Here is a 24,053-nt window from a genome sequence, read left to right on the forward strand (position 1 = left end):
TTTTCTCTCTCCATTATGGTTTCGCAGCGGGTTTGCTGCCTTTTAAAAACAAGAATAAAACGGGAATCAGATAGGCGAAGTAGAGCACTACATCGCTTAAAACCGGATGATCGGTGTAGCCGAAAAAGCCGCCGAGCAGCACGCCTAACGGGCTGTCTTCATGCAGCACTGATGAAAAATCGGCGATAACGTTTTGTCCGATATTCCAAACGCCGGCTTCGTGCAAAGCGCGGAATGCGCCTGCAAATAAACCGGCGGCTACAAAAATCAGGAATACGCCTGTCCAGCGGAAGAATTTCGCCAGATTAATCCGCATACCGCCCTGATAAATCAGCCAACCGATAACGATGGCGATCAGCAGGCCGAGCACGGCACCGGCGGGCATCCAAGGCGTGGGGCTCTGCTGGAACACTGCGATTAGGAAAAACACGCTTTCCAAACCTTCGCGGATAACGGCGAGAAAGGCCATTAGCACCAAAGCCCAGCCTTGCCCGCTGCCCCTGTTGAGCGCGGCTTGGACTGAGCTTTGTAATTGCTGTTTGATGGAGCGCGATGCTTTTTGCATCCAGAGAATCATATAAGTAAGCATACCCACGGCAATCAGCCCGATAACGCCCACAACAAATTCTTGCTGCTTCTGGGGGATTTCGCCTGTGGTTTTATAAATGGCAACTCCTGTGCCGATGCAGATCAGCGCAGCAAGTATCACGCCAGTCCAAACTTTAGCCATCAGATGGCTGTATCCTGATTGTTTTAAGAAGCCGGCCACGATGCCGACAATCAATGCTGCTTCAATACCTTCGCGCAGCATGATGAGTAATGCAATCAACATATTTAATGCAAGCAGATTTTTAAGTTATGTAAATTATCGCGCTTTCTTTTTTTAAATGCAAATCGTTTTTGTTTTCTTTCGTGATAATTTGGCATGAATGCCTGTCTGAAACTTTTTTCAGACAGGCATTTGAAGCAGATTTATTCTTTTAAAAAGAAAGCAGTTAACGGAATCTTGCCGCAAACTTGAGTTTGTTTAATGATTCTTGAGAAACTTAAATCAGCCTGAAGGCTCCAATCCAAAGCCTGTCTGAAAACGATTCAGACGAGTGTGTATGGTTTGGGTTTGCGTCGCTTTGCCGGAAATACCAAACCAAATACAAGAAACAGAATGTTTAAACAGAGAGAATAGGGATAAGCCGTAACCCCGGGTAAGCGGGGCGGCCGCTGTCCTTTGAAGTAGACAAGAAAGGAATCTTCATGAAAAAAAGTATCGTAATGTCTTTGGCTGCAGTAGCCGCTTTGGGCAGCGCATTGGCTAATGCGCAAACTCCTGTTGAAAGCGCGCCAAGCGACATTCCGGGTTTGCAGGCTGTGGAAAACGATGGTGTTGCCCGCAGCTCTAAAAATGACGACAGCGTGAAATTCCAGTTTGAGCCGGGTGCTGCCGCGATTCCTGCCGCTCCGGCTGAAGCAGGTGCTGCAGTACCTGCGCCTGCCGATGCTGCGCCGGTCGCTCCGGTTGAAGCCGAACCTGTACAAGTAGATGCGCCGCCTGCATTGCCTGCTGAAGGTGCGATGGTTCCTGCCGCACCTGCTGAAGGCGGCATCAACGTGGCACCGGCTGCACACTAATCCCCGCTATTTAGCAAACAACCATGCCTGTCTGAAAAGCTTTTCAGACAGGCATGGTTGTTTGTGTAGGGAGTGAATCTAGTTCTTTTGCATTAGCTTGATGTTCATGTGGCGTATCTGCGTTCTAGTTACACACGATGCCTGAGCCGTGCTTTGTAATAATGTAAAAGGAAGTGCTCTTGGCGTAAGGTTATGTTCAGATGAATATAGTCAATCACCTTAACTTTTGCTACGGCGTTGCAGTGTCTCGCCGTACTAACTGTACTGTCTTCGGCTTGCTGCCTTGTATCAAAAATTAATTTGACTGACTATGGCGCGCCGTATTGCGGCGCTTATTCGGGAACTTCAATCCAGATACCGAAAAGGTAAATAGCATGGCTTCCTTAACATATAAACGATATTCCGTTTTAATATCCAGTACGCTCTCGTTTACGGTCTGCTTCATGATTTGGATGATGCTGGCTGTGGTGGGCATTCCGATTAAGAACGAATTAGGCCTGTCTGAAGCCGAATTCGGTATTCTGGCGGCTACGCCGGTGCTTTCCGGCTCGCTGGTGCGTGTGCCTTTGGGCATCTGGACCGACCGCTACGGCGGCAGAATCGTATTGTTTTCTTTAATGATTGCTTGTGTGCCGGCGATTTATTTGATGCAGTATGCCGACCATTTCTGGCATTTTCTCGTTATCGGTTTGGTGATGGGTTTGGCCGGAGGCTCGTTTTCGGTGGGTACACCTTATGTGGCGCGTTGGTTTCCGAAAGAGCAGCAAGGCATGGCGATGGGTGTGTTTGGTGCGGGTAACGCCGGTTCTGCTCTGAATAAATTTCTGGCACCTGCTCTGATTGCTTACGGCACTTGGCACTTTGTGCCGACTGTGTATGCAGCCATTATGCTGGGCACGGCAATTCTGTTTTGGTTCACGTCTTACAGCGACAAAAGCCATCAGGTCTCTTCTTCCGTAACTTTGGGCGAGCAGCTCGCGCTTTTGAAAGACCCGGGCGTATTGCGTTACAGCCAATATTATTCCGTGGTGTTCGGCGGCTATGTGGCGCTGGCTTTGTGGATGACCAAATATTATGTGGGCGAATACGGCTTGAGCCTGAAGACAGCGGCTTTCCTTGCTGCGTGTTTCTCTTTGCCGGGCGGTGTGTTGCGTGCGTTGGGCGGCTATTTTTCCGATAAATTCGGCGCATATAAGGTTACTTGGGCGGTAATGTGGATTTGTTGGGTGTGCTTTTTCATCTTGTCTTACCCGCAAACCGATTTGGTGATTCATACCAGCAAAGGTGAAGTGAGCCTGCACATCGGCTTGAACGTTACCGTTTTTACCATCTTGATGTTTACCGTAGGTGTGGCAATGGCGGTGGGCAAGGCTTCCGTGTTCAAATTTGTGGCCGACGATTATCCCGACAATATCGGCGCGGTTTCCGGCATTGTTGGCTTGGCGGGCGGTTTGGGCGGTTTCTTGCTGCCGATTATGTTCGGATTTTTGGAAGATCTAACCGGTATCCGCTCTACCAGCTTTATGCTGCTTTACGGCACGGTTTGTGTGTCGCTGATCTGGATGCACTTTTCATTCAAAGCCAAACGCCCTGCGGCCGAATAATTTGAGGAGATTTCGAGATGAGCTATACCATTCAAGATTGGCGCCCCGAGGATAAGGAATTTTGGGAAAAAACGGGCAGGCCGATTGCGCGGCGCAATTTGTGGATTTCCATTCCCGCGCTTTTGCTGGCATTTGCCATGTGGCAGGTGTGGAGCGTGGCGGTGGTAAACCTGCCTAATATCGGATTTAAATACACGCCTAACCAATTGTTCTGGCTGGCTGCTTTGCCTGCTTTGTCGGGAGCGACTTTGCGGATTTTCTATTCGTTTATGGTGCCGATATTCGGCGGCCGCAAGTGGACGGCAATTTCTACCGCCAGCCTGCTTTTGCCTGCTGTCGGCTTGGGCTTTGCGGTGCAAAACCCGAACACCAGCTATTTTCTGATGGCGCTTTTGGCTTTGTTGTGCGGCTTCGGCGGCGGTAACTTCTCTTCCAGTATGGCCAATATCAGCTTCTTTTTCCCGAAAGCGGAAAAGGGCACGGCGCTCGGTTTGAATGCGGGTTTGGGTAATTTGGGCGTGTCGGTAGTGCAGTTTACCGTGCCGTTGGTAATTACCGCAGGCTTGTTCGGCGCCTTGGGCGGAGAGGCGCAAACTTGGGTAAAGGGCAATGAAACCAAACAGATCTGGCTGCAAAATGCGGGCTTTATCTGGGTGCCGTTTATCATATTGTCGACATTGGCCGCTTGGTTCGGTATGAACGATTTGGCCAGTGCCAAAGCCAGCTTTAAAGAGCAGTCTGTTATTTTCCAGCGCAAACACAACTGGCTGATGTGTATTCTTTATCTGGGCACATTCGGCTCGTTTATCGGCTTTTCCGCAGGCTTCCCGCTTTTGATTAAAGGCCAGTTTCCGGATGTGAACCCTGTGAAATATGCGTTCTTAGGCCCGCTGGTGGGCGCGTTGGTTCGCCCGTTTGGCGGGTGGGTTTCCGATAAGATCAAAAGTGGTGCCAAAATTACCCAATTGGTGTTTACCGGTATGATTATTGCGGTGTTCGGTGTGTTGGCATTTTTGCCGACCAACGGGCAGGGCGGTAATTTTTGGGGTTTCTTTGCCTGCTTCATGGCCTTGTTTGCCTTAACCGGTTTGGGTAACGGTTCAACCTTTATGCAAGTGCCGGTGATTTTCCTGAATATGCACGAAAAGCTCGCTCTGCAAGGTGTGAAAACAAAAGAGCAGGCTTTGCAAGATGCCACCAAAGAAGGTGCGGCAGTAATTGGATTTACCGCAGCGTTTGCGGCTTACGGCGGTTTTCTTATTCCGAAAAGTTACGGTACATCTATTGAGATGACCGGCAGTGTGAACGCCGCGCTGTATCTGTTTATCGCTTTTTATGCGTTGTGCTGTGTGATTAACTGGTGGTATTACATGCGCAGCGGTGCGGAAGCGAAATGCTAGTTTGGGCTTTCCAATGCCTGTCTGAAAAATATTTTCAGACAGGCATTGAATATTGTCGGTAAAGCCCCATGTTTTTCAGGAATTTCAACCCGTTTGCAATCAATTAAGGATAGATTATGATTAAATTAACCACCAATAAAGGCGTGATTACTCTGGAATTGGATCACGAAAAAGCTCCTGTAACCTCGGCCAACTTCGAACAATATGTGAAAGACGGTTTTTACAACGGTGTGATTTTCCACCGTGTAATTAAAGGCTTTATGATTCAAGGCGGCGGTATGGAGCCGGGTATGAAAGAAAAGCAAACCCGCGAGCCGATTCAGAACGAAGCGCAAAACGGCTTGAAAAACGACAAATACACCATCGCAATGGCGCGCACCCAAGCGCCGCACTCTGCTTCCGCACAATTTTTCATCAACACCAAAGACAACACCTTCTTAAACCACACCGAGCCTAGCCTGCACGGCTGGGGCTATGCAGTGTTCGGCAAAGTGGTTGACGGCTTCGATGTGGTAGACGCAATCGAAGGCGTGGCAACCAAAAGCCACGGCTACCATGATGACGTGCCGGTAGAAGATGTGGTGATTGAAAAAGCTGAAATTGTGTAACTCTTTGTAATACAATACAATGCCTGTCTGAAAAACTTTTTTCAGACAGGCATTCATTATTGTTAAGGCACACGCATGTTTATAGAATTACTGCATCAAAAAATCAGAAATGCCGACTATGTTCGGTTGATAGAACAAAACCGAATCGATTTCTCCCATTCCGAGCAGGGTCTCTTGGAAGAAATTATCCAAACATTTGAATTCGATGTGGTCCAAGCGCAGGCACTGGCGCAGGCGGTGGCGCAGCAGGCCCGTTTTGATCCGAATACCTTGCACATTGAATTTGATGACGATGAAGACACCACTGCCATTTGCCCGCATTGTATCAACCCGCCCATGCCGCCTCTGCGTGATTATATGGAATGGCGCAGAATGCGCGGTTAGAAGTAAAAACAGTTTATTCTTTAAATATAACGGCAAGCGGTCGGGATAATAAAATGCCTGTCTGAACAATCGTTTGTTTAGACAGGCATTTTTAACACAGGCAAAAAAAAGGTGTGACATCCGCCACACCCAAACACACACACATCAAGAGGAAAGAGATTCGTTTTATTTTTTCGGAGTTTGATCTGCTTGTTTTTTTATCCAAAAAAATAAAAAAGTTGCAATCACAATCACAACCATAATTGTGATAAAAGATAAAATACCCACAGGGGATTTAAATAATTCTGCCAGTAGTTCCATAATCGTGTTCCCATATTTGTTTATTGATATTGGTTTAGAGTGATTATAGAGAATAATTCCTACATAGCATTGACTCAGGTCAATAGAATGCTCTAATCATAGTTATTATTTAAATACAATCTATAAACAACAAAACTGCCCAATGGGGCAGTTTTATTATGTAATATTTAAATATTCTAATGAGATGGCGAAAAAGCATCTGAGAAAAACGAATCTCGCGGCAGATTCTGCTGCGTTTCGCATTGCTGTTGGGTTGCTTCAATCATCGCCGGTGAACCGCAGGCATACACTTCGTAAGCCGATAAATCAGGATAGTCAGCCAGAATATGCTGCTGGATATAGCCGGTTTTCCCTTGCCAGCCGTCTTGCGGGCGCGACAAAACTTGTGTGAAGCAGCCGTTGGGCAGGCGGCTGATCAATTCGGCTGCGGCATCGGCTTGATAAAGATCAACTTCATGCCTTGCTCCCCAATAAAAGTGGACTTCGCGCTGTGGATCATGCGCGGCGAGATAGTGCAGAATACTTTTAATCGGCGCGAAGCCCGTGCCAGTAGCCAATAAAAGCAAAGGCGCGCGGCTGTTTTTGCGCAGAGTAAAACTGCCCAAAGGTGCGCGGATACGCATCACCGCACCGGTTTTCACAACGGCATCTTCGCCAAACAGCATATTGGAAAACAAACCGTTTTTACGGCGGCGGATGTGCAGCTCCAGCGTGCCGGGGTTATCGGCGGAACTAGCGATGGAGTAGCTTCGGATATGATTGCTTTTCAGAAGAATATCAATATACTGGCCGGCGTAGAATACAAAAGGCGGGGCTTTGGGCAGGGCAAGCGTAACGATGGCGACATCATGAATATATTCTACTGAGTTAACACGCGCTGGTAGTGTGCGTACGGGCGGGGTATCGGCGTCAAAGCCCGGAATATCGAGCACCAAATCACTTTGTGCGATTGAGCAACACATTAAAATTTTGCCTGTAGCCTGCTCTTCCGCTGTCAGAGCTTGTTCGGCATGGTCGCCTTGAACGGCATGGCCGCTCACAACTTGAGCTTTGCATTGGCCGCAGATGCCGTTTTGGCAGGAATGGGGCAGGTTAAGGCTTTGGCGTTTGGCTGCGCTCAGGATGGATTCATTATCATCAACGGAAAAGCTGATCGAGTTTTGGGAAAAGGTAACGGTTTGGGTCATTTTTATAAAAATTGCATTGGAACTAACGGGATTATAGCGAAGTTTTGCAAGAAATAAATAATTCGGGCATAATCCGAACTTTGAAAAAATTAAACTAATTTAACAAAAAAAGGGTGAAAGTTATGAAAAAAACATTATTGGCGGTAGCCGTAGCTGCTTTCGGCTTGAGCGCGTGCAGCACTTTGAACGGTAAAACGCCACACGAAATGGTGGGAATCTCTGTCGACCGCAGCTTGAGCAAAGATTACAGCTACAATTTCGAAGGTAAAGCGCATGTTTTTCTAAGTGATAAAGATAAGGGGCTGGCGCCTCAAGTGGCTGCCGAAGCAGCAAAAAAACGTGCGGAGGAAAAAGGGCCGGAAGCTGAAGCAGCCAGTGCTGCGGAATCTGCTGAAACTGAATCTGCTGAACAATGCGGATGCGAGGAAGAATATAATCCTTATGCCGATATTGAAGAAGGCAACTGGGGAGCCAAAGTTGCGGATTTGGCGCAAGGCTATCCGGCTATAACCAAATATATTCAAAATACACAGTTACGCGTGAACGGTGCGGTTGATTTGCGCCAGCAAAAAATCGAATTGGTTCCTGAGTTTGTTAACGACAATAAAAACGAATACAGCAGCATGAAAATGCCCATTCTGTTGGACGGTAAAAATATGACGGCTACGATTGATATGCCGGCAACCATTCCGATGATTATGGATATTGTCATTCAAGACAAAGCATTGGTTAGCCGCTTAACCGATCAGCCGATTCAGTTTGCTTGGAGCGATGTGGAAAAGAAAAGCTTTCCGCTGAAATCAACTTTGAAAGCGCTTGTGAAAGCCAGCTACACCGCTTATAAAGCCGTGCCGCCCGAGGCTTACAAAGCGGCAGAGATGGATGAGTTCGGCAAACGCGCAGGTGCGAAGCACCGTGTGGATATTGTGTGGAACAAAGAAAATCTGGAAGCTTTCTACAAGGCATTTTACCGTGATTTCGATCATGAGTTCACAAATATGCAGAAAGCCGGCTTGGAGGAGGGCTCTTCCGAGGAAGATTACCAAACCGTACGTTCGGTTATGGCCAAAGTTTTTGGGGTTGAATTAGAAGATACAGGTTCTGCACTGGATGGTGCGATGGCTGAAGTGGCTGAGGCGGCGTCGGCTATTAAGGCGTCAGGGGAAGCTGCTGATTCTTCGAAAGCCGAAATGACTGCAGATGATTTGGCCGATAACCATGGTGTTTCCAGCTTGACAGAAGATCTCGATGCTTTTGAAAAAATGATCGGCAGCCCGATGGTTGAAAGCATTTATTTAGACGGAAAAGGCCGCGCTGTGGCGCGCAGAAGCTATCTGCAAGTCAACGGTAAAGAAAAAGCTTTGAACTTTGAAATGGTTATGACGCTAAACCGCTTCGGTAACCCTGTGTTCACATTCAAGCCTGAAAACAGCAAGGTGGTTAAATTCCCTGAGGTGATGAAAGCATTCAAATTGCCTTTCGGGGAGAGCGGCTACAATGAAGTTGGCGAATATGAAGTAGACGAAAGCATTGAAGCGCCGGAAAATGCAAATGAAATCAAAGAAGAAGTGATTAAATAAGTACCGGTTTAAAACAATGCCTGTCTGAAAATATCTGTTTCAGACAGGCATACTTTTTTATATGTTTAAGACACACTTTAAGGTGTGTTTATGTAAAAAATCCGAAAAAAAGCAGCTTCTTGCAAGATTATCCCTTATATTGGAACTGTCTGCGCTCTACAGCGCAACTTGCATAAGGAATAAAACCATGAACAAACGCACAGGTACCATTTTGTTGACCGTGCTGTCTTTGGCGCTGAGCCCGATGGCGGTGTCTAAAGAAAAATCTATCGATATTCAAGAAGATTCATCAGGCTTACCGGCCGAATTGTCGGAGAATTTGGCTAGAACATCGCTTTCGATGGGCGTGAAAGAACCGGTAAGCATCCGCAGCAGCAAAGAGGGCGGTAATAATTATGTTGTCGTGAGCGGCTCGTCTTCTACCAGCTGCAAAATCAAATTGTCGAAAGATGACCAACCTAAAATTTTAGGCGTTTCCTGCAAATAAGCACCGCTTGATTTGCATGCCGTATAAAGCAAATACAGCTTAAGTAATATGATGCCTGTCTGAAAATATTCAGACAGGCATTTTTCATTCGCTAAGAAAACTTATATGGTTAAGCCACTTAACGTAGTAACGGTGCCGTCGTACCCGGGCCTGACCCGAGTATGACGAGTGTACCATTTAAACATTGAACCACTATAACGTGATTTTCTAATATTCGCCTAATGATGAGTATGGCCGATTTGGAAAGTCATGGTGGTGTAGCTGGCGAGCTTTTGGCAGACTTTTTGATCGGGATAATCGGCTTTGTGCTCCACGCTGGCTTTCCAAAAACCTTGACGTAGCGGAATGATGCTTACAGTACCATCGTCGCCCGTAACATCCGAGAAAGCTTGGGCTTCTACTTTATGCGTTTTGCTGCGGTCGCTGGTATCGAAGCCGTCAAAGGTGGCGGTAAGTGTGGCTTTAGGCAAAGGCTCGCCGTTGAACAACACTTTCACTTTGAATTTATCGCCCACATGTACATTGGCCGGGTTATCCAAAGGTACGATTTCCAAACCTTGGCCTACCGGGCGGGTGATGATGGCGGTGTCGGCGCTTTCGTGGCCTACATTAACAATGTTTTTGCCGTACATGCGGGTTTGCTCGCAGTATTCGGCATCTGGCATTTTTTTCATATCGGCTTGCTTCCAGCCTGCTTTGTTTTTTGACCAGAAAGTGGGCTGATATTCGGCAGTTACCAGATAGCTGCCGTCTTTTACCGGTTTTTTGCTTTGGTATTGATAGTTATACCTGCCTTTTTGCACTAAGTCTTCTTTGCCTTTTTCGGTAATCAGCTGCATGGGTTTGCTGAAAATATGCAAACGGTCTTTGGCAATCGGCTCCATATCGGGAAATTCACCGTAGCCCAGTTCGGCTTTTAAAATTTCTCCGCCGTGGGTGTGTGCGGTTTCCACCCATACACGGTGGGCTTGGGTTGATGTTGAAAACAGCAGGGTGCCGAGAACGAATAAAGCGGTTTTGTTTTTCATGAGATCTTTCTTTGAAGGTGTGATGAAATCGAATGACTAATATGAGATGTTATAATATAACATTATTAAAGTAAAGATAAATGCCTGTCTGAAAATGTGACGCTCCACGTTTATTTTCAGACAGGCATGTTGCTTGTAAGACCAGTGCTTACCACTGCGGTTGCGCCCAAAGCAGTTTATGCGCTTAACGGCTTGAGCTGCAAAATGAGGTTTTCGTTTTTCACCTTAAAAAGCAGGTCGATATTCGGGTGTTTGCCCGGATTGGCTTCGGCATCGGCAACGTGTTCTGCAAAAAGCGCCAAGCCGCGTTCGGCTGTTTGGGTGTTTAATACGCCGTTAAATTCTTGCGCTAATGCGTTGTAAAGCTTCAGCGAACCGAGTTTGCCAGGTGCGGCAGGAATGTGATGGAGCGTGTTGCCGGCTGTATCTAGAACATCCAGTCCGCTCAGATGGCTGATGTCCGGCATGGTTGCGAGGTTGTCTTGAAAATTCATGATGCGTTCTTTCTTGAGTAGCTTGAATAGATGCCTGTCTGAAATTTTCAGACAGGCATGATATTGATTGAGATTTTAGGAGTAGGGTTCAGCGTGTGCCGAAAATTTTATCGCCCGCATCGCCCAGTCCGGGGATGATATAGCCGTGTTCGTCAAGATGGCTGTCGAGTGCGGCGGTGTAAATGGTTACATCAGGGTGCGTTTCGTTTACCAGTTTCACGCCTTCGGGGGCGGCAACTAAAACCAGTGCTTTGATATTGCGGCAGCCTTTTTGTTTCAGCAGGTCAATGGTGGCAACCATAGAGCCGCCGGTGGCCAGCATGGGGTCGATAATCAACGCGGGGCGCGCTTCCATGCTGTCGACGAATTTTTCGAAATAGGAAACGGGTTTCAGCGTTTCTTCATCACGCTGCAGGCCGACCACGCTGATTTTTGCGGTGGGAATCAGGTCGAGTACGCCGTCAAGCATGCCTAAACCGGCACGTAGAATCGGCACGATGGTCAGCGTTTTGCCTTTGATGCGTTCGCCTTCGATTTCGCCGCACCAGCCGTCGATAATGTATTTTTCGGTGTCGAAATCCCGGCTGGCTTCGTAGGCCATCAGGCGTGCCAGCTCGGTGGTGAGGGTGCGGAACTTATAGGTGCTGCAATCGGCTTCGCGCATCAGGGTGAGTTTGTGTTTCACCAGTGGGTGGTTGATGATTGTAATATTCATGGTGTATCTCTCTTGGATTTGGCTTGGTTATTATAAAACTTTCTAATCTTCCTAACCAATAATTTAATTTTTTTAAATTTCTGTATTGACAGAAATTAATGATTAGTTATAATGTTGAGCATGAAACTGAATCCGACCACTCAAAAATTTGTATTGCATTGGGGCGAAATGGGCACCCAATGGGGCGTAAACCGGAGCGTTGCGCAAATTCATGCCCTGCTGTTTATTATCGGGCGGCCGATGAACGCGGAAGAAATTGCCGAAACTTTAAGCCTCGCGCGTTCGAATGTAAGCAATAGTATTAAAGAGCTGCAAAGCTTGAAGCTGGTTCAGATAACCCACCAGCTTGGCGACAGGCGCGATTATTTTACTACTTCCGATGATATTTGGACTTTGGTGCGTACAATTGTGGAAGAGCGCCAGCGCCGGGAAATCGAGCCGACACTGCATTTTTTAAACGAATTGATGGCCACGCCTGAATTTGCTCAGGAAAACGAGCAGGTTCAGAAACGCATCCGCGATACGCAGCAGTTTATGGAAGTGGCAACGAATTGGACGCGTGAAATGCTGAAGCTTTCTACCGGTACGCTAACCCAGATTTTGAAGCTGGGTGCGAAAGTGCAGAAGTTTTTAAGCGGCGGCAAGTGATGTGGGTAGTGCAAAAATGCCTGTCTGAAACCGCCATGCCGGCTGTTTGGTTTGAAAAGTAGTATTCCAATTAATTAAAGCAGAGCATCTGCTTTAATTTTTAAAGGTAAATTTCTATTTTAACAGAAATAACGAAAGGAATGAAAAATGAACTATCCTGTAAGCCATGTGATGAGTGTGATCGGTGTGCTAACAGCCTCTTCTTTACTGGTGAGTCTTGCCTGTTGGGCTTTGTTGGGCAAACCGTTGCAAGGAGTGTTGAGATATTTGTGTGATGATCCGCGTGATGAAGTTAAAGACATAAGCGGCTCTTTCTGGAAACGGCTGTATATTTTGCTGATTATGATGGTACCTTTATTGATGGTGCTGCTGTTTGCGCCTGAGTTTGGGGAAAATATCGGTTTCAACCTGCTGTATGCGATGCGCGCGGCATTTATGGGCGGTGTAATGGTATTGGTGGTGTTGGCATTTTTGGTGCGCCGTCAGATTCAGTTTATTCAGCGCAGCCGTGAGCAGGTGGCGCCGAAAGTTGAGGAGCCGAAGTTTGTGGTCAAACCGGCAGCCGAGGTGGAATAAGAATGAGGCCATGCCTGTCTGAAAAGTGTTTAAGACAGGCATGGTTTTATTTGTGTTGGCGGATTAAAAACCGCAAAGCAGTGAAAACGTGCTGACCGGCATCATTTCTTCAGCTTCGCCCAGCATGCGTTCGGGCGCGTAGTCTTTGCCCAAAAGCTGCTTGGGTTTGGCGCGCTCCGAGTTGGCAAAGCCGAGGGTGATGACATCGGAGTTTTCAGGCGGGTAAACAACAGTGAAATGGGAAAAGCCCCGTTTCAGCGTTATTTCGGTAGCAGTCATGTCAAACGGGGCGCCGGTGTCTTTTGCATTGATGGAATAAAGCCGGGATTCTGCCGCGCAAGCTGTGGCGATGACGCAGGAACAGATAAGCGATAAGAAGAATTTATGTGTCATGATGGGGTTTGGGGAGTGAATGGTAAGCGGCATTGTAGAGTATCTGTTTTGTTGGATACAACCATGTTTCGCAGGCTGGTATGGTTTCGGATTGAACCATGCCTGTTTGAAAGATTTTCAGACAGGCATGGTGAAAACTAGGTGCGTATTCTTGCTACAATACCGGCCTTGTATTATTTGAAATGCCTGTCTGAAAATGGATGCTGCCGAGAAAACCTTAAACGCAATGCCCGAAGCGGCGCAAAGGCGCTTTGCCGATGCTTTGATAAATTGGCAGAAAAAGCATGGCCGCCATCATTTGCCCTGGCAAACGCAAGATCCTTACCGCGTATGGCTGTCTGAAATCATGCTTCAGCAAACACAGGTGGTAACCGTATTGGACTATTACCCGCGCTTTATTGCTGCATTTCCTGATGTGCACACGCTTGCTGAGGCGGAGCAAGATCAGGTGCTGGGGCTTTGGGCCGGGCTTGGTTATTACAGTCGCGCGCGCAATCTGCACAAAGCCGCCAAACAGGTGGTGGCAGAATTCGACGGCACTTTTCCGGACTCACGGCAGCAATTGGAGCAGCTTTGCGGCGTGGGCAGAAGCACGGCGGCGGCGATTTCCGCGTTTGCTTTTCAGCAGCGGGAAACGATTTTAGACGGCAATGTGAAGCGCGTGTTATGCCGCGTGTTTGCGCGCGAAGGCAATCCGGCCGACAAAAAATTCGAAAGCAGCCTGTGGGCGTTGGCAGAAAGCCTGTTGCCCCCCAATCCGGCCGACATGCCTGCCTATACGCAAGGGCTGATGGATTTGGGCGCAACCGTATGCAAACGCAGCAAGCCCTTGTGCGGCGAATGCCCGATGGAAGCGTTTTGCCAAGCCAAAGCGGAAAACCGCGTGCACGAGCTGCCGCTGAGAAAAGCGGCGGTTGCAGTGAAAGCACAGCCGCTTTATTGGCTGGTGTTGCATGATGCGGATAGCAGAATATTGCTGCAAAAGCGGCCGCAAAGCGGCATTTGGGCGGGGCTTTATTGCGTGCCGTGTTTTGAAAGTCTGCAAGCGCTTTATGACTTTGCCGCCGAACTCGGTTTGCAGCCCGAAAGCCTGAGCGAACAAGCCGCGTTTACCCACAGGCTTACCCACCGTTTGCTTGAGATTATGCCGTTTGAAGCCCAATGCCTGTCTGAAAACGTTTCAGACAGGCATTGGGTGGGCATGGAAAACCTGCAACAATACGGCTTGCCCAAACCTTTGCACAGTTATTTAAACCGCGCTCAAAAAACTTTGTTTTAAACATTCTGAATTAAAAAGAAACCATGTCAGTCAACCACTACGAAAATTTCCCCGTCGGCTCGGTTATGCTGCCGCGCCGTTTGCGTAAGCCCGTTCACGCTATTTACGCTTTCGCCCGCACTGCGGACGATATTGCTGATGAAGGTGCTGCCCCAAATGAAACACGCTTGCAGCAACTAGCCGGGCTTAAACAGGAATTGGATGTCATTGCCGCCGGAAAAACGCCGGAAAACCCAATGGTTCAACGCTTGCAGAAACAGGCAATCGAACCTTTCAACCTGCCTTTGCAGCCTTTTTACGATTTGCTTTCGGCATTTGCGCAAGACGTAGAAAAAAAACGCTACCAAAATTTTGCCGAGCTGGTGGATTATTGCCGCCGTTCCGCCAATCCGGTCGGCAGGCTGATGCTGCACCTTTACGGCGAAACCGACAGCCGCAGCATTGCCCAAAGCGACGGTATCTGCACAGCTTTGCAACTGATTAATTTTTGGCAGGATGTGGCAGTGGATTGGAAAAAAGGGCGCGTGTATATACCGCAGGATGATTTGGAAAAATTCAGCGTTAGCGAGGCGCAGATTGCCGCAAACAAGGTTGATTTTGCATTTCAGAGGTTGATGGCCTACCAGTGTGAACGTACACACAAAATGTTGAAGGCCGGTTCGCCTTTGGGCAAAACTCTCAAAGGCAGAATAGGTTTTGAATTGAGGATGATTATTCTGGGCGGTCAGCAGATTTTGCATAAATTAGACGAAAACCGTTACGACGTATTCAATAGGCGCCCGGTTTTGGGCTGGAAAGATTGGTGGATCATGTTTAAAAGGGCAGCGCAGAAGAAATAAAGCGTTTATTTTTTACACAAAAAATGATTCATTTTTCATGAAAATAGCAATGCCTGTCTGAAAATAACCACGTTTATTTTCAGACAGGCATTGTTTTAAGCCCTTATTAATAAAATTCATTTAATTAGTGAGCAATTAGCTAGAGTTTTGATATAGAATCTCCCGCCTAGCAGGAAGAAACTAATAAAAAAATATAACATTGTCCACACACACATAGGAAAACAACTCATGAAAGCCAAGCAAGAATTGTCTGATAGTGCTGTTTTGACCATTATTATTGTTTTAATTTTAGGTACATTGGGATACTTTATCTACGGACAGTGGAAACTGATTCGTGATATGCAGTATTCTGCTGACGGTGTTTCCGCTGAACAAGTGGCGATCAAGATGGCTAAAGAGCGTCAAGATTTGAGAGCCGTATCCGAAGGGCAGAAAAAATTGGAAGATTTGGATAAAGAGCGGGAAGCTGCCAGTGCCGTTAAAATCGGAAAGTTTGAAGCCGCTGCTGCCGGCCTTAAAATAAAATAAAGCCGGCCGTCCATTCTTCCCCGATATAATGATTGTCTGGATACTTAAGCCTGTCTGAATATTTTCAGACAGGCTTAAGTATATGAATTTGAAGCTTTCGCTTTGTATCGGCCCGCCTTCTTGTAATGTTTGTGTTGTCTGTTGTTAGCTGGTTGTTATGAACATTATTTTCACAACCATAGTAAAAAAACGTATTGGTTTTGCCGTCGGATGCAGTAAACATATAAACGTTGCGGGTGTTTATCATGGCTGTTTTCCTTTAGAATAATGCCTTAATTTTTGATACTCATTTTGATAAATCGAGAAGCAATATGAATTTACACCAAAGCGTTGCCAAAGAAATTGAAGCTGCATTCGAAGTGGCAGGCATCGGCGGCAGCCCGATTGTGTTGCAGCCCGCCAAGAATGCCGATTTCGGCGATTTTCAGATTAACGGCGTGATGGGTGCAGCAAAGCAAGCCAAGATGAATCCGCGTGAATTAGCGCAGAAAGTAGCAGATGCTTTGGCGAATAATGCGGTGATCGAGCATGCGGAAGTGGCAGGCCCCGGTTTTATCAATCTGCGCCTGCGTGCCGAGTTTTTAGCAAATGGGCTGCGTAACGCTCTAGCCAATGAGCGCTTGGGGGTGCAAGTCGCTAAAGAGCCGCAAACCGTGATAATTGATTATTCTTCGCCTAATTTGGCCAAAGAGATGCATGTGGGTCATTTGCGCTCCAGTATTATCGGTGACAGCATTGCCCGTGTGTTGGGCTTTTTGGGGCATAAAGTGATCCGGCAGAACCATGTCGGCGACTGGGGTACGCAATTCGGCATGCTGGTGGCCTATATGGTGGAGCAGCAAAAAGGCAATGCCGGATTCGAATTGTCTGATTTGGAGCAGTTTTACCGAGAAGCCAAAATCCGTTTTGACGAAGATGCAGCCTTTGCCGACACGGCGCGCGATTATGTGGTGAAGCTGCAAGGCGGGGATGAAACCGTGCTGGCATTGTGGAAACAGTTTGTCGATATTTCCTTGAGTCATGCTCAAAATGTGTATGATGCACTCGGTCTGCTGCTCACTCCGGATGATGTGGCTGGTGAGTCTAGGTATAACAACGACTTGCAAGCCGTGGTGGACGAATTGACCGCTCAGGGCTTGGCAGTGGAAGACGATGGCGCAAAGGTGGTGTTTCTGGAAGAGTTTCAAAACAAAGAAGGCGAACCGGCTGCATTTATCGTGCAGAAACAAGGCGGCGGTTTCTTGTATTCTTCAACCGATTTGGCCTGTATCCGTTATCGCGTCAACCAGTTGAACGCCGACCGTTTGCTTTATGTGGTGGATGCACGCCAAGCCTTGCATTTCCAACAGTTATTTACTGTTGCACGTAAAGCAGGATGGCTGTCTGAAAATGTGGTAGCCGAACATATCGCGTTTGGCACGATGATGGGTAAAGACGGTAAACCGTTTAAAACACGCAGCGGCGATACGGTAAAACTGGTTGAGCTGCTTGATGAAGCGCTAGAGCGCGCCACTGCATTGGTGCAGGATAAAAATGCGGAGCTGGATGCACAAACCGCCGCCGGTATCGGCAGAGTGGTCGGTATCGGTGCCGTTAAATATGCCGATTTGAGCAAAAACCGCACCAGCGATTATGTGTTTGACTGGGATAATATGCTGAGCTTTGAAGGCAACACTGCGCCTTACTTGCAATACGCTTATACGCGCGTGCAAAGCGTGTTCCGTCGGGCGGGTGAATGGGATGCAACTGTTGTGCCCGTGTTAAATGACGCTTTGGAAAAACAGCTTGCGGTTGAGCTTTTGAAGTTTGAAGATGTTTTGAATAATGTGGGTGACACAGCTTATCCGCATTATCTTGCTGCTTATCTTTATCAAGTGGCTACGCTATTCAGCCGCTTCTACGAGGCGTGCCCGATACTGAAAGCCGAAGGCGAAGTGCGAAATACGCGTTTGCAACTGGCTAAGCTAACCGGCAACACTTTGAAAACAGGGTTGGAGCTGTTGGGAATTGAAACGCTGGAAGTGATGTGATGCGTGGAGATCAAAAGCATTTTTTGGAAGATGCAGCATAGTTTATTGAGTGCATTGAATAAATGCCTGTCTGAAAAGCTTCAGACAGGCATTTGCCTTTTAAGGAGCAAGTTGGCTGGCTTTGAATATCTGCTGACTGCGCTCCATCAGCTCTGCTTGATCAAATAAGCCGAGGCCGACAAACAAACTGAGGAGGATAAATAAAACAATAATCATGATGACCGAATAAGAAAGATAGCCGAGCAGAATTTTCAGGCCGTTTGATTTGCTTAGGCTCATTAAACCTGCAGCTTGAGCCCAAAAACACCAAATCTGCCAGAATACGGCTACGCCTGATAAATCCGGGTAGTAGAGCACAACAATAGCAGGTGCCAACAAGGCTTCGGTAGCCAAGATAAACCCGAAATAAGAGGTTTTTTCGGAATGGTTGTTCGGACGCAAAATGGTCTGCATCACCAAACTGAGTAGCAACCATTTGACGACAACAAGAATCAGAGAGAACGCAATTGCAGCAGCGTCGCGACCGAAGAACGGGGCGAAAGCCGCTGCATTTTGCAAACCGAGCAGCAGCAAAACACCAATAATCGCCGAAGGAGCGTAACGGTAAGCTTCGGCGGGCTTGTAGCGAAGTAATAAAGCATCGCGTGCATCGGTAATCAGTTTGAGCAGCATGGTTTCTGGTGTTTTGTCCGAAAGATAAAATAAGGAGGCGTAGTATAACAAAAGAATGAACAAGAGCTTTGCAAAACTGTTATCTGTGGGAAATTTCTGCGCTAATTACTGCTCGTCCGCCTATTTGGCATTGCGGGTTAGGTAAAAGAACAAGCCGAAGATGTTGCCAATAGTGGCAATGTATTTGCAATAGTAAGTTTCTGTGGCGTTTCTGCTGCCGGAGAAGGGTTTTATGCAGTGAAAAATGCCGCTTTAACGGACTTTAACTGCGATTGCTGAAAAAAGACATACATACGGCAGCTGCTGTGGTGGAGAGCAGCGTGTATTGCAGCGGCTTTTCCAATAGCGAGTTGGTAATGTTGGCATAGTAATAGAAAGGAACAAGTGCGGCCAGCAGCAAACCCAGGCGGCGGGCGTAATCTATTCCGGGGTTAATGCCGGTGCGGACATCATCCCACCAGTCGCCGACACGGGCGACGCTACTGAGGGCAAGCGTGAAGCAAATGCTCATGTAGATGCCCACAGGCTTGGTTTCAGGCGTAGCTTGGCGGGAGAAAAACCAAGTTAACAACAGAGTGATTAATGCGGCTGTGCTGGCGGTGTTTTGCAGCAAACGGCCGAGTGGTATGGTACCTGCGTGAATATTGAGCGAAGATTTCAAACGCCAGAACAGAGGGGAGTATGTAAGCAGAATTGCGGCTTGACGGCGCTTTTCTTCAGGGCAGTGGTCAAGAAAAAAGTTAAGCAAAGAGCGCTGTCCGAGTCGGTATTCTGCCCGCACGGTTTCATCTTGGAAAAGAGTGATGCCGTTTTTATCCAGCAGATAATAGGCACCGGAAGATGATGTATCTTCCGGCTTATTGTCCGCACAATAAACCGCCATCACGCCGAAAGGCGCTTTTAATTTGCGGGAAAGCATCACGTTGAGGGAGCGAATGGTTTGCAGAATGTGTTCCGGTGCCATAGTGCGGACATATTTTAGAATTGTTGTGAAATTATTGTGCCGATTTATCGTGCAACTCGGCGGCGTAAAGTGTATTTTCCAGCAGTGTTGCAATAGTCATAGGGCCGACACCGCCAGGTACGGGAGTAATCATAGAAGCGCGTTCTTTGGCTTTTTCAAATTCCACATCGCCGCACAAACGCCCGTCGCTTTGGCGGTTGATGCCTACATCAATTACCACGGCCCCGGGCTTAATCCATTCACCTTTAATAAAATTCGGTTTGCCTACGCCTGCCACAACAATATCGGCAGCGGCCACTTCTTCAGCCAGATTTTTTGTGGCACTGTGGCAAACCGTTACCGTAGCGCGTGCAAGCAATAACTCTAAAGCTTGCGGGCGGCCAACGATATTGGATGCTCCCACTACAACGGCTTTTTTGCCTACAACATCAATTCCGTAAGCATCTAACAACGTCATCACGCCTTTGGGCGTACAAGGACGCATCAGCGGCATTTTCACTACGAGGCGGCCAACATTATAAGGATGGAAACCGTCAACGTCTTTATGCGGCAAAATCCGTTCTAAAACCGCCTGGCTGTTGATTTGAGCGGGAAGCGGAAGCTGCACCAAAATGCCGTCAACTTTCGGGTTTTCGTTCAAGTCATCCACCAATTTTAGAAGAGCTTCTTCTGTGGTGTCTTCCGGCAACTCGTAAGAGAGTGATTCAAAGCCTACTTTTTCACAAGCCAGTTTTTTGTTGCGTACATATACGGTACTGGCCGGATCGTTACCAACCAAAACCACCGCCAAACAAGGAGCCCGCAAGCCTTGCGCTTTACGCTCTGAAACTTTTTGCTCTACAAGGGATAAACGTTGTTGTGAAATTTTTTTGCCGTCGATGATTTGTGCTGTCATGGTGAAAGAAAGCCTTTATTTGATAAGGATAGGATAATTGAACGGCGTTATTGTCGCATTTTTTGCAAAAATTTGCATCTCTTGTTTAACTTTAATGAATGCCTGTCTGAAAAGATTTTTTTAAAAAAACAAAATGATGTGATTTTGGATACAAGTTTTCACAAAAAAAACTTGTTAAAGGCCGGATGCTCGGGTATAGTTGCATCTTCTCGTCGGGGCGTAGCGCAGTCTGGTTAGCGCACCTGTTTTGGGAACAGGGGGTCGTGAGTTCGAATCCCACCGCCCCGACCAGAAAAGCAAACCTAATTAAGGTTTATGCACGATAGGATTAAGGTAGAGCGCCCGTAGCTCAACCGGATAGAGCACCGGCCTTCTAAGCCGGGGGTTACAGGTTCGATTCCTGTCGGGCGTGCCAAAAATGCACCAGTTTAAATTGTGGTGGCTGTAGCTCAGTTGGTAGAGCCCCGGATTGTGATTCCGGTTGTCGTGGGTTCGAGCCCCATCAGCCACCCCATAATTTCAAAGCCCGCTCATTTTGAGCGGGCTTTGTCTTTTATAAATTTTGCCACTTAGGTATGATTCAAGCAAAATTCATTACATTAGAATGCATGGTTACCTCAACCACGCAAAAGCGAAGGAACGATATTGTGAATAATTGGCCTTTACCTGAGTTTGAGCAAAAAATCTGCCCGCCGGAGCAATTGAAAGAGCACCTTGCCAAGTTACCGCGTCCGCTGGTGTTTACAAACGGCTGTTTTGATATTTTGCACAGAGGGCATGTAACCTATCTTGCGCAGGCAAGGGAGGCTGGGGCGGCTTTGGTGTTGGCCTTGAACACGGATGCTTCGGTTAAGCGGCAAGGCAAAGGAGACGACCGGCCGATTAATTCGTTGGAAAATAGGGCTGCGGTAGCGGCAGCACTTGGTTGTGTTGATTTGGTAACGTGGTTTGACAGCGATACGCCTGCGCAATTAATCGAGGAAGTTAAACCGGATATTTTGATTAAAGGCGGAGACTGGCCGGTGGATAAAATTGTGGGTGCGCCCGAAACGCTTGCCAGAGGCGGAAAAGTGTACTCGATTCCCTTTTTACACCAAACTTCTACAACCCAAACTTTGGAGAAAATCCGCTCTGCTCAAAAGAAAGATGTTTGAGATGATGCGGGAGCAGCATTGGGTTTTACTGGCGGCATTGGCCGATGGTTTGCCTCAGCATGTTTTTGAGCTGAGTAAACGCACGGGTATGAAGCCTTACCAATTAAACGGAGTGTGGCAGCAAATGCCGCCGCATATCCGTGGTTTGCTGCGCCAGCATGATGGTCATTGGCGTTTGGTGCGGCCTTTGGCTGTGTTTGACGAAGCTGCTTTGCAGCAAGTTGCCCCCGGTTTTCAGACAGGCATTTTGCATGAATGCACATCCAGCAATGATGTGTTGCTGGAAGAGATTAAAAATAAGCCGGAGCGGATGCACCGACGCTTGCTGGTTACGCATTATCAAAGTGCGGGGCGGGGGCGGCAAGGTAGAAAATGGGTAGGGAAAACAGGCGAATGTTTGATGTTCAGTTTGTGCTGGGTATTTGATAAGCAGCAGGCGGATTTGGGCGCGTTGGCGTTGTTAACTGCTTTGGCCTGTCAAAAAGGTCTGACGGGCTTGGGTGTGCAGGCGGAGATAAAGTGGCCGAATGATCTGGTGGTGGGCTTGCGTAAGTTGGGCGGCATTTTAATTGAAACCTTGCGGCGTGATGGCAAGACTTATGCGGTTATCGGTATCGGCATTAATTTTGTGTTGCCTAAGGACGTGGATAATGCCGTGTCGGTACAGGCGTTGTTTCAGACAGGCAATAGGCAGCCGGTGGGTGCATCCGTTGTGTTGGGCGCCGTATTGCAGCAGCTTGAGCAGATGTTGCCGCTTTTTGAACAGCGCGGATTTGCTGCGTTTGTGGAGGATTATCAGGCCGCACATCGTGATCAGGGGCGGGAAGTTTGTTTATTGAGCGACGGTCAAGTTATGTGTGAAGGAAAGGTAATAGGTGTCGGGCTGCACGGTGCGCTATTGCTGGAAACTGAAGAGGGTGTGCGCGAAGTTGTCAGCGGTGAGGTAAGCTTGCGGCAAAGTAGTGAAATAAAACCTGCGGTAAAAAACGAAGAAACCGAATACCTGCTTTTGGACGGCGGCAACAGTCAGCTCAAATGGGCATGGGTGAGGAATGGGCGTATTGTGCATTTGAACCATGCACCTTATCGGGATTTGTCAGAGCTTGGCAGGGAGTGGGCGCAATATGGCGGAGATGAAATCCGCATTGTCGGTTCGGCCGTATGCGGCCCGATAAAGAAAGCGCAGGTGGCGGAGCATATTCCTAGAGAAATCGATTGGCTCGCCTCTATGCCTCAAGGGTTGGGTATTCGCAATCATTACCGCAATCCTGCCGAGCATGGTGCGGATCGTTGGTTTAATGCTTTGGGCAGCCGCCGTTTTACGCAAAATGCTTGTGTGGTGGTCAGTTGCGGTACGGCTGTGACGATTGATGCTTTGAGTGAAGACAATCATTATTTGGGCGGCACTATTATGCCGGGTTTTCATTTGATGAAAGAAGCGATGGCGCAGAAAACGGCCAACCTCAACCGGCCATTGGGAAAAGTGTATCCTTTCCCCACCACCACGCCTAATGCGCTTGCCAGCGGAATGATGGATGCTGTGTGCGGCTCTATCTTGCTGATGCACGCACGCTTGAAGGAAAAAACAGGTGCGGGCAAACCGGTGGATGTTGTGTTAACCGGCGGCGGCGCGGCGCGGGTGGCTCAGGCCATGCCGCAGGCATTTGTTTTAGACAACACGGTTAAAATCATAGATAATCTTGTGATTTACGGTTTGTTAAACTGGGTAGAACAAGAATGAAATGGTTATTTGCCGTATTGGTGGCATTGAACATTATTGTTTTCGGCGCCGTGGTCAATATCCACATCAGCAAGAAAACAAGCGGGGAGAGCAGTAAGGAGCTTGTGGCAGAAGGTTCGCATGAATTGAAAGTGCCGGAGTCGGCTTTGGTGCAGAAGCGGGAAGACACTCCGCCGTCTTGGATTAAAACGGGTGATAAAGCGGATGCGAAAGAGCCTACCGTAGATGAAACCCATGTGCCGAAAGAAAAAACGGCCGAGCAGAAAGCAGCGGAAGAGAAAGCCCGTTTGGAGCGTGAGAAAAAGCTGCAGGCTGAAAAGCTGAAAAAAGAAGCAGAAGAAAGGGTGCGCCGCGAGCTGGTGCAAAATAATGCAGGCGAAGCAGCGAAAAGCCCGTTTGCTCCACCGCCTGCTGCAACGCAAAACGCGCGTTGCAGCCGCACTGCAACGGTTACCATTCCTGAAGACGATTACCACAGAATCAAAGGCTTGCTGGTGCAATGGCCGCACGCAGCCACCCGTAAGGTAGAGCAAAGAGAAGGTGGCAGCGATAAGCGCAATGTGAAATACACGGTTACTGTGTCAGGCCAGGGCGATGCGCAAACGGTATTGGATGAGGTAACATCAAAAGGGTTTAACGGCTCGATTGGCGGTGGCGGCGTTGTGGTTGGGATTTATTCAGACCGCCAGTCTGCACAGGCTACTTTATCCCGTTTGCAGAATGCGGGTTTCAATGCGCAAATCCGTGAGCAGAGCAGCGGTGGAGCAAGTAGTATGAGCATAGCTAAAATGCAGATTTATTTCAGTGGCTTGAGTGATGCAGATATTCAGGGTGTGCAAAGTGTAGTAGGAAAATACGGTAACTTGCAACGTGGAACATGCAAATAAAAATTGGAGCAATTGAGAGCAAACATGCCTGTCT

26 protein-coding genes and 3 tRNA genes are annotated in these 24,053 nt (G+C 47.9%); 19 read left to right on the forward strand and 10 right to left on the reverse strand.

The annotated features are described in order from the left end of the window. Positions 1-13 precede the first annotated feature (13 nt). Positions 14-832: an iron uptake transporter permease EfeU gene (efeU, locus tag AKG09_RS01630; RefSeq protein ID WP_054617751.1), complete on the reverse strand. Its 819-nt coding sequence runs from the start codon at positions 830-832 to the stop codon at positions 14-16. Positions 833-1,251: 419 nt separating this feature from the next. On the opposite strand from efeU, the gene AKG09_RS01635 reads away from it, so the two are divergent. The 5 genes from AKG09_RS01635 (at position 1,252) to AKG09_RS01655 (ending at position 5,622) form a co-directional block, all read left to right on the forward strand. After that, complete coding sequence (locus AKG09_RS01635) at positions 1,252-1,626, forward strand: hypothetical protein (protein ID WP_054617752.1); 375 nt, start codon at positions 1,252-1,254, stop codon at positions 1,624-1,626. A 374-nt stretch (positions 1,627-2,000) separates the two neighbouring features. After that, positions 2,001-3,230: a nitrate/nitrite transporter gene (locus AKG09_RS01640; protein ID WP_054617753.1), complete on the forward strand. Its 1,230-nt coding sequence runs from the start codon at positions 2,001-2,003 to the stop codon at positions 3,228-3,230. A gap of 17 nt (positions 3,231-3,247) precedes the next feature. Continuing rightward, positions 3,248-4,630, forward strand: a complete 1,383-nt coding sequence (locus AKG09_RS01645; RefSeq protein ID WP_054617754.1) for a NarK family nitrate/nitrite MFS transporter — start codon at positions 3,248-3,250, stop codon at positions 4,628-4,630. Positions 4,631-4,746: 116 nt separating this feature from the next. After that, positions 4,747-5,238, forward strand: a complete 492-nt coding sequence (locus AKG09_RS01650) for a peptidylprolyl isomerase (protein ID WP_054617755.1) — start codon at positions 4,747-4,749, stop codon at positions 5,236-5,238. Between the two features lie 75 nt (positions 5,239-5,313). Next, a complete protein-coding gene (locus tag AKG09_RS01655) occupies positions 5,314-5,622 on the forward strand; it encodes a hypothetical protein (RefSeq protein WP_054617756.1) in 309 nt (102 codons plus the stop codon). Between the two features lie 165 nt (positions 5,623-5,787). On the opposite strand, the gene AKG09_RS11570 is transcribed toward AKG09_RS01655, so the two are convergent. Both AKG09_RS11570 and AKG09_RS01660 read right to left on the reverse strand, forming a co-directional pair. Then, a complete protein-coding gene (locus AKG09_RS11570; protein ID WP_009117145.1) occupies positions 5,788-5,922 on the reverse strand; it encodes a DUF3149 domain-containing protein in 135 nt (44 codons plus the stop codon). Between the two features lie 176 nt (positions 5,923-6,098). Beyond that, positions 6,099-7,109: an FAD-binding oxidoreductase gene (locus tag AKG09_RS01660; RefSeq protein WP_054617757.1), complete on the reverse strand. Its 1,011-nt coding sequence runs from the start codon at positions 7,107-7,109 to the stop codon at positions 6,099-6,101. 122 nt (positions 7,110-7,231) lie between these two features. On the opposite strand from AKG09_RS01660, the gene AKG09_RS01665 reads away from it, so the two are divergent. Both AKG09_RS01665 and AKG09_RS01670 read left to right on the forward strand, forming a co-directional pair. Then, complete coding sequence (locus AKG09_RS01665; protein ID WP_054617758.1) at positions 7,232-8,689, forward strand: hypothetical protein; 1,458 nt, start codon at positions 7,232-7,234, stop codon at positions 8,687-8,689. A gap of 187 nt (positions 8,690-8,876) precedes the next feature. After that, positions 8,877-9,176 (forward strand): hypothetical protein, encoded by a 300-nt coding sequence (locus AKG09_RS01670; protein WP_054617759.1) that lies wholly within the window; start codon positions 8,877-8,879, stop codon positions 9,174-9,176. A 218-nt stretch (positions 9,177-9,394) separates the two neighbouring features. On the opposite strand, the gene AKG09_RS01675 is transcribed toward AKG09_RS01670, so the two are convergent. The 3 genes from AKG09_RS01675 to upp all read right to left on the reverse strand — a co-directional run bounded on the left by AKG09_RS01675 (position 9,395) and on the right by upp (position 11,413). Beyond that, a complete protein-coding gene (locus tag AKG09_RS01675; protein WP_054617760.1) occupies positions 9,395-10,204 on the reverse strand; it encodes a DUF4198 domain-containing protein in 810 nt (269 codons plus the stop codon). Between the two features lie 176 nt (positions 10,205-10,380). After that, the gene (locus AKG09_RS01680) at positions 10,381-10,698 is read right to left on the reverse strand and encodes a DUF2322 family protein (protein ID WP_054617761.1); all 318 of its coding nucleotides are present in this window, start codon (positions 10,696-10,698) and stop codon (positions 10,381-10,383) included. Positions 10,699-10,786: 88 nt separating this feature from the next. Beyond that, positions 10,787-11,413 carry a uracil phosphoribosyltransferase gene (upp, locus tag AKG09_RS01685; protein ID WP_054617762.1) on the reverse strand — a complete coding sequence of 209 codons (627 nt, stop codon included), beginning with the start codon at positions 11,411-11,413 and terminating at the stop codon, positions 10,787-10,789. A 120-nt stretch (positions 11,414-11,533) separates the two neighbouring features. Here upp and AKG09_RS01690 point away from each other — a divergent pair, with 120 nt between their 5' ends. Both AKG09_RS01690 and AKG09_RS01695 read left to right on the forward strand, forming a co-directional pair. Further along, positions 11,534-12,061 (forward strand): GbsR/MarR family transcriptional regulator, encoded by a 528-nt coding sequence (locus AKG09_RS01690; RefSeq protein WP_054617885.1) that lies wholly within the window; start codon positions 11,534-11,536, stop codon positions 12,059-12,061. Between the two features lie 147 nt (positions 12,062-12,208). Beyond that, a complete protein-coding gene (locus tag AKG09_RS01695; protein ID WP_054617763.1) occupies positions 12,209-12,637 on the forward strand; it encodes a hypothetical protein in 429 nt (142 codons plus the stop codon). A gap of 63 nt (positions 12,638-12,700) precedes the next feature. Here AKG09_RS01695 and AKG09_RS01700 read toward each other — a convergent pair whose 3' ends face one another. Then, positions 12,701-13,063: a hypothetical protein gene (locus tag AKG09_RS01700; RefSeq protein WP_054617764.1), complete on the reverse strand. Its 363-nt coding sequence runs from the start codon at positions 13,061-13,063 to the stop codon at positions 12,701-12,703. A gap of 163 nt (positions 13,064-13,226) precedes the next feature. Between AKG09_RS01700 and mutY the strand changes: the two genes are divergently transcribed. The 4 genes from mutY to argS all read left to right on the forward strand — a co-directional run bounded on the left by mutY (position 13,227) and on the right by argS (position 17,706). Continuing rightward, positions 13,227-14,309: an A/G-specific adenine glycosylase gene (gene mutY, locus AKG09_RS01705; RefSeq protein WP_156320767.1), complete on the forward strand. Its 1,083-nt coding sequence runs from the start codon at positions 13,227-13,229 to the stop codon at positions 14,307-14,309. Between the two features lie 23 nt (positions 14,310-14,332). Continuing rightward, a complete protein-coding gene (gene hpnC, locus AKG09_RS01710; protein ID WP_054617765.1) occupies positions 14,333-15,148 on the forward strand; it encodes a squalene synthase HpnC in 816 nt (271 codons plus the stop codon). Between the two features lie 228 nt (positions 15,149-15,376). After that, the gene (locus AKG09_RS01715; protein ID WP_054617766.1) at positions 15,377-15,676 is read left to right on the forward strand and encodes a hypothetical protein; all 300 of its coding nucleotides are present in this window, start codon (positions 15,377-15,379) and stop codon (positions 15,674-15,676) included. 311 nt (positions 15,677-15,987) lie between these two features. Further along, positions 15,988-17,706 carry an arginine--tRNA ligase gene (gene argS / locus AKG09_RS01725; RefSeq protein ID WP_054617768.1) on the forward strand — a complete coding sequence of 573 codons (1,719 nt, stop codon included), beginning with the start codon at positions 15,988-15,990 and terminating at the stop codon, positions 17,704-17,706. A 99-nt stretch (positions 17,707-17,805) separates the two neighbouring features. Here the strand turns inward: argS and AKG09_RS01730 are convergent, their stop codons facing one another. The 3 genes from AKG09_RS01730 to folD all read right to left on the reverse strand — a co-directional run bounded on the left by AKG09_RS01730 (position 17,806) and on the right by folD (position 20,237). Next, entirely contained in the window at positions 17,806-18,378 is a 573-nt protein-coding gene (locus tag AKG09_RS01730) for a hypothetical protein (RefSeq protein WP_054617769.1), read from the reverse strand. A 262-nt stretch (positions 18,379-18,640) separates the two neighbouring features. Beyond that, a complete protein-coding gene (locus tag AKG09_RS01735) occupies positions 18,641-19,342 on the reverse strand; it encodes a hypothetical protein (RefSeq protein WP_054617770.1) in 702 nt (233 codons plus the stop codon). 31 nt (positions 19,343-19,373) lie between these two features. Then, entirely contained in the window at positions 19,374-20,237 is an 864-nt protein-coding gene (gene folD / locus AKG09_RS01740) for a bifunctional methylenetetrahydrofolate dehydrogenase/methenyltetrahydrofolate cyclohydrolase FolD (protein WP_054617771.1), read from the reverse strand. Positions 20,238-20,450: 213 nt separating this feature from the next. On the opposite strand from folD, the gene AKG09_RS01745 reads away from it, so the two are divergent. The 6 genes from AKG09_RS01745 to AKG09_RS01770 all read left to right on the forward strand — a co-directional run bounded on the left by AKG09_RS01745 (position 20,451) and on the right by AKG09_RS01770 (position 24,019). Beyond that, positions 20,451-20,528: transfer RNA gene (locus AKG09_RS01745), tRNA-Pro, on the forward strand. A 47-nt stretch (positions 20,529-20,575) separates the two neighbouring features. Beyond that, a tRNA-Arg gene (locus tag AKG09_RS01750) sits at positions 20,576-20,652 on the forward strand. 23 nt (positions 20,653-20,675) lie between these two features. Continuing rightward, positions 20,676-20,751: transfer RNA gene (locus tag AKG09_RS01755), tRNA-His, on the forward strand. Between the two features lie 133 nt (positions 20,752-20,884). Next, the gene (gene rfaE2, locus AKG09_RS01760; protein WP_054617772.1) at positions 20,885-21,391 is read left to right on the forward strand and encodes a D-glycero-beta-D-manno-heptose 1-phosphate adenylyltransferase; all 507 of its coding nucleotides are present in this window, start codon (positions 20,885-20,887) and stop codon (positions 21,389-21,391) included. Beyond that, complete coding sequence (locus AKG09_RS01765; RefSeq protein WP_082391717.1) at positions 21,384-23,132, forward strand: bifunctional biotin--[acetyl-CoA-carboxylase] ligase/type III pantothenate kinase; 1,749 nt, start codon at positions 21,384-21,386, stop codon at positions 23,130-23,132. Before rfaE2 ends, AKG09_RS01765 begins: the two co-directional genes overlap by 8 nt. Next, positions 23,129-24,019, forward strand: a complete 891-nt coding sequence (locus AKG09_RS01770; protein WP_054617774.1) for a hypothetical protein — start codon at positions 23,129-23,131, stop codon at positions 24,017-24,019. The genes AKG09_RS01765 and AKG09_RS01770 overlap by 4 nt, the downstream gene beginning before the upstream one ends. Positions 24,020-24,053: the final 34 nt, after the last annotated feature.

This window comes from Neisseria sp. 83E34 (genome assembly GCF_001308015.1).
GTDB lineage: Bacteria > Pseudomonadota > Gammaproteobacteria > Burkholderiales > Neisseriaceae > Neisseria.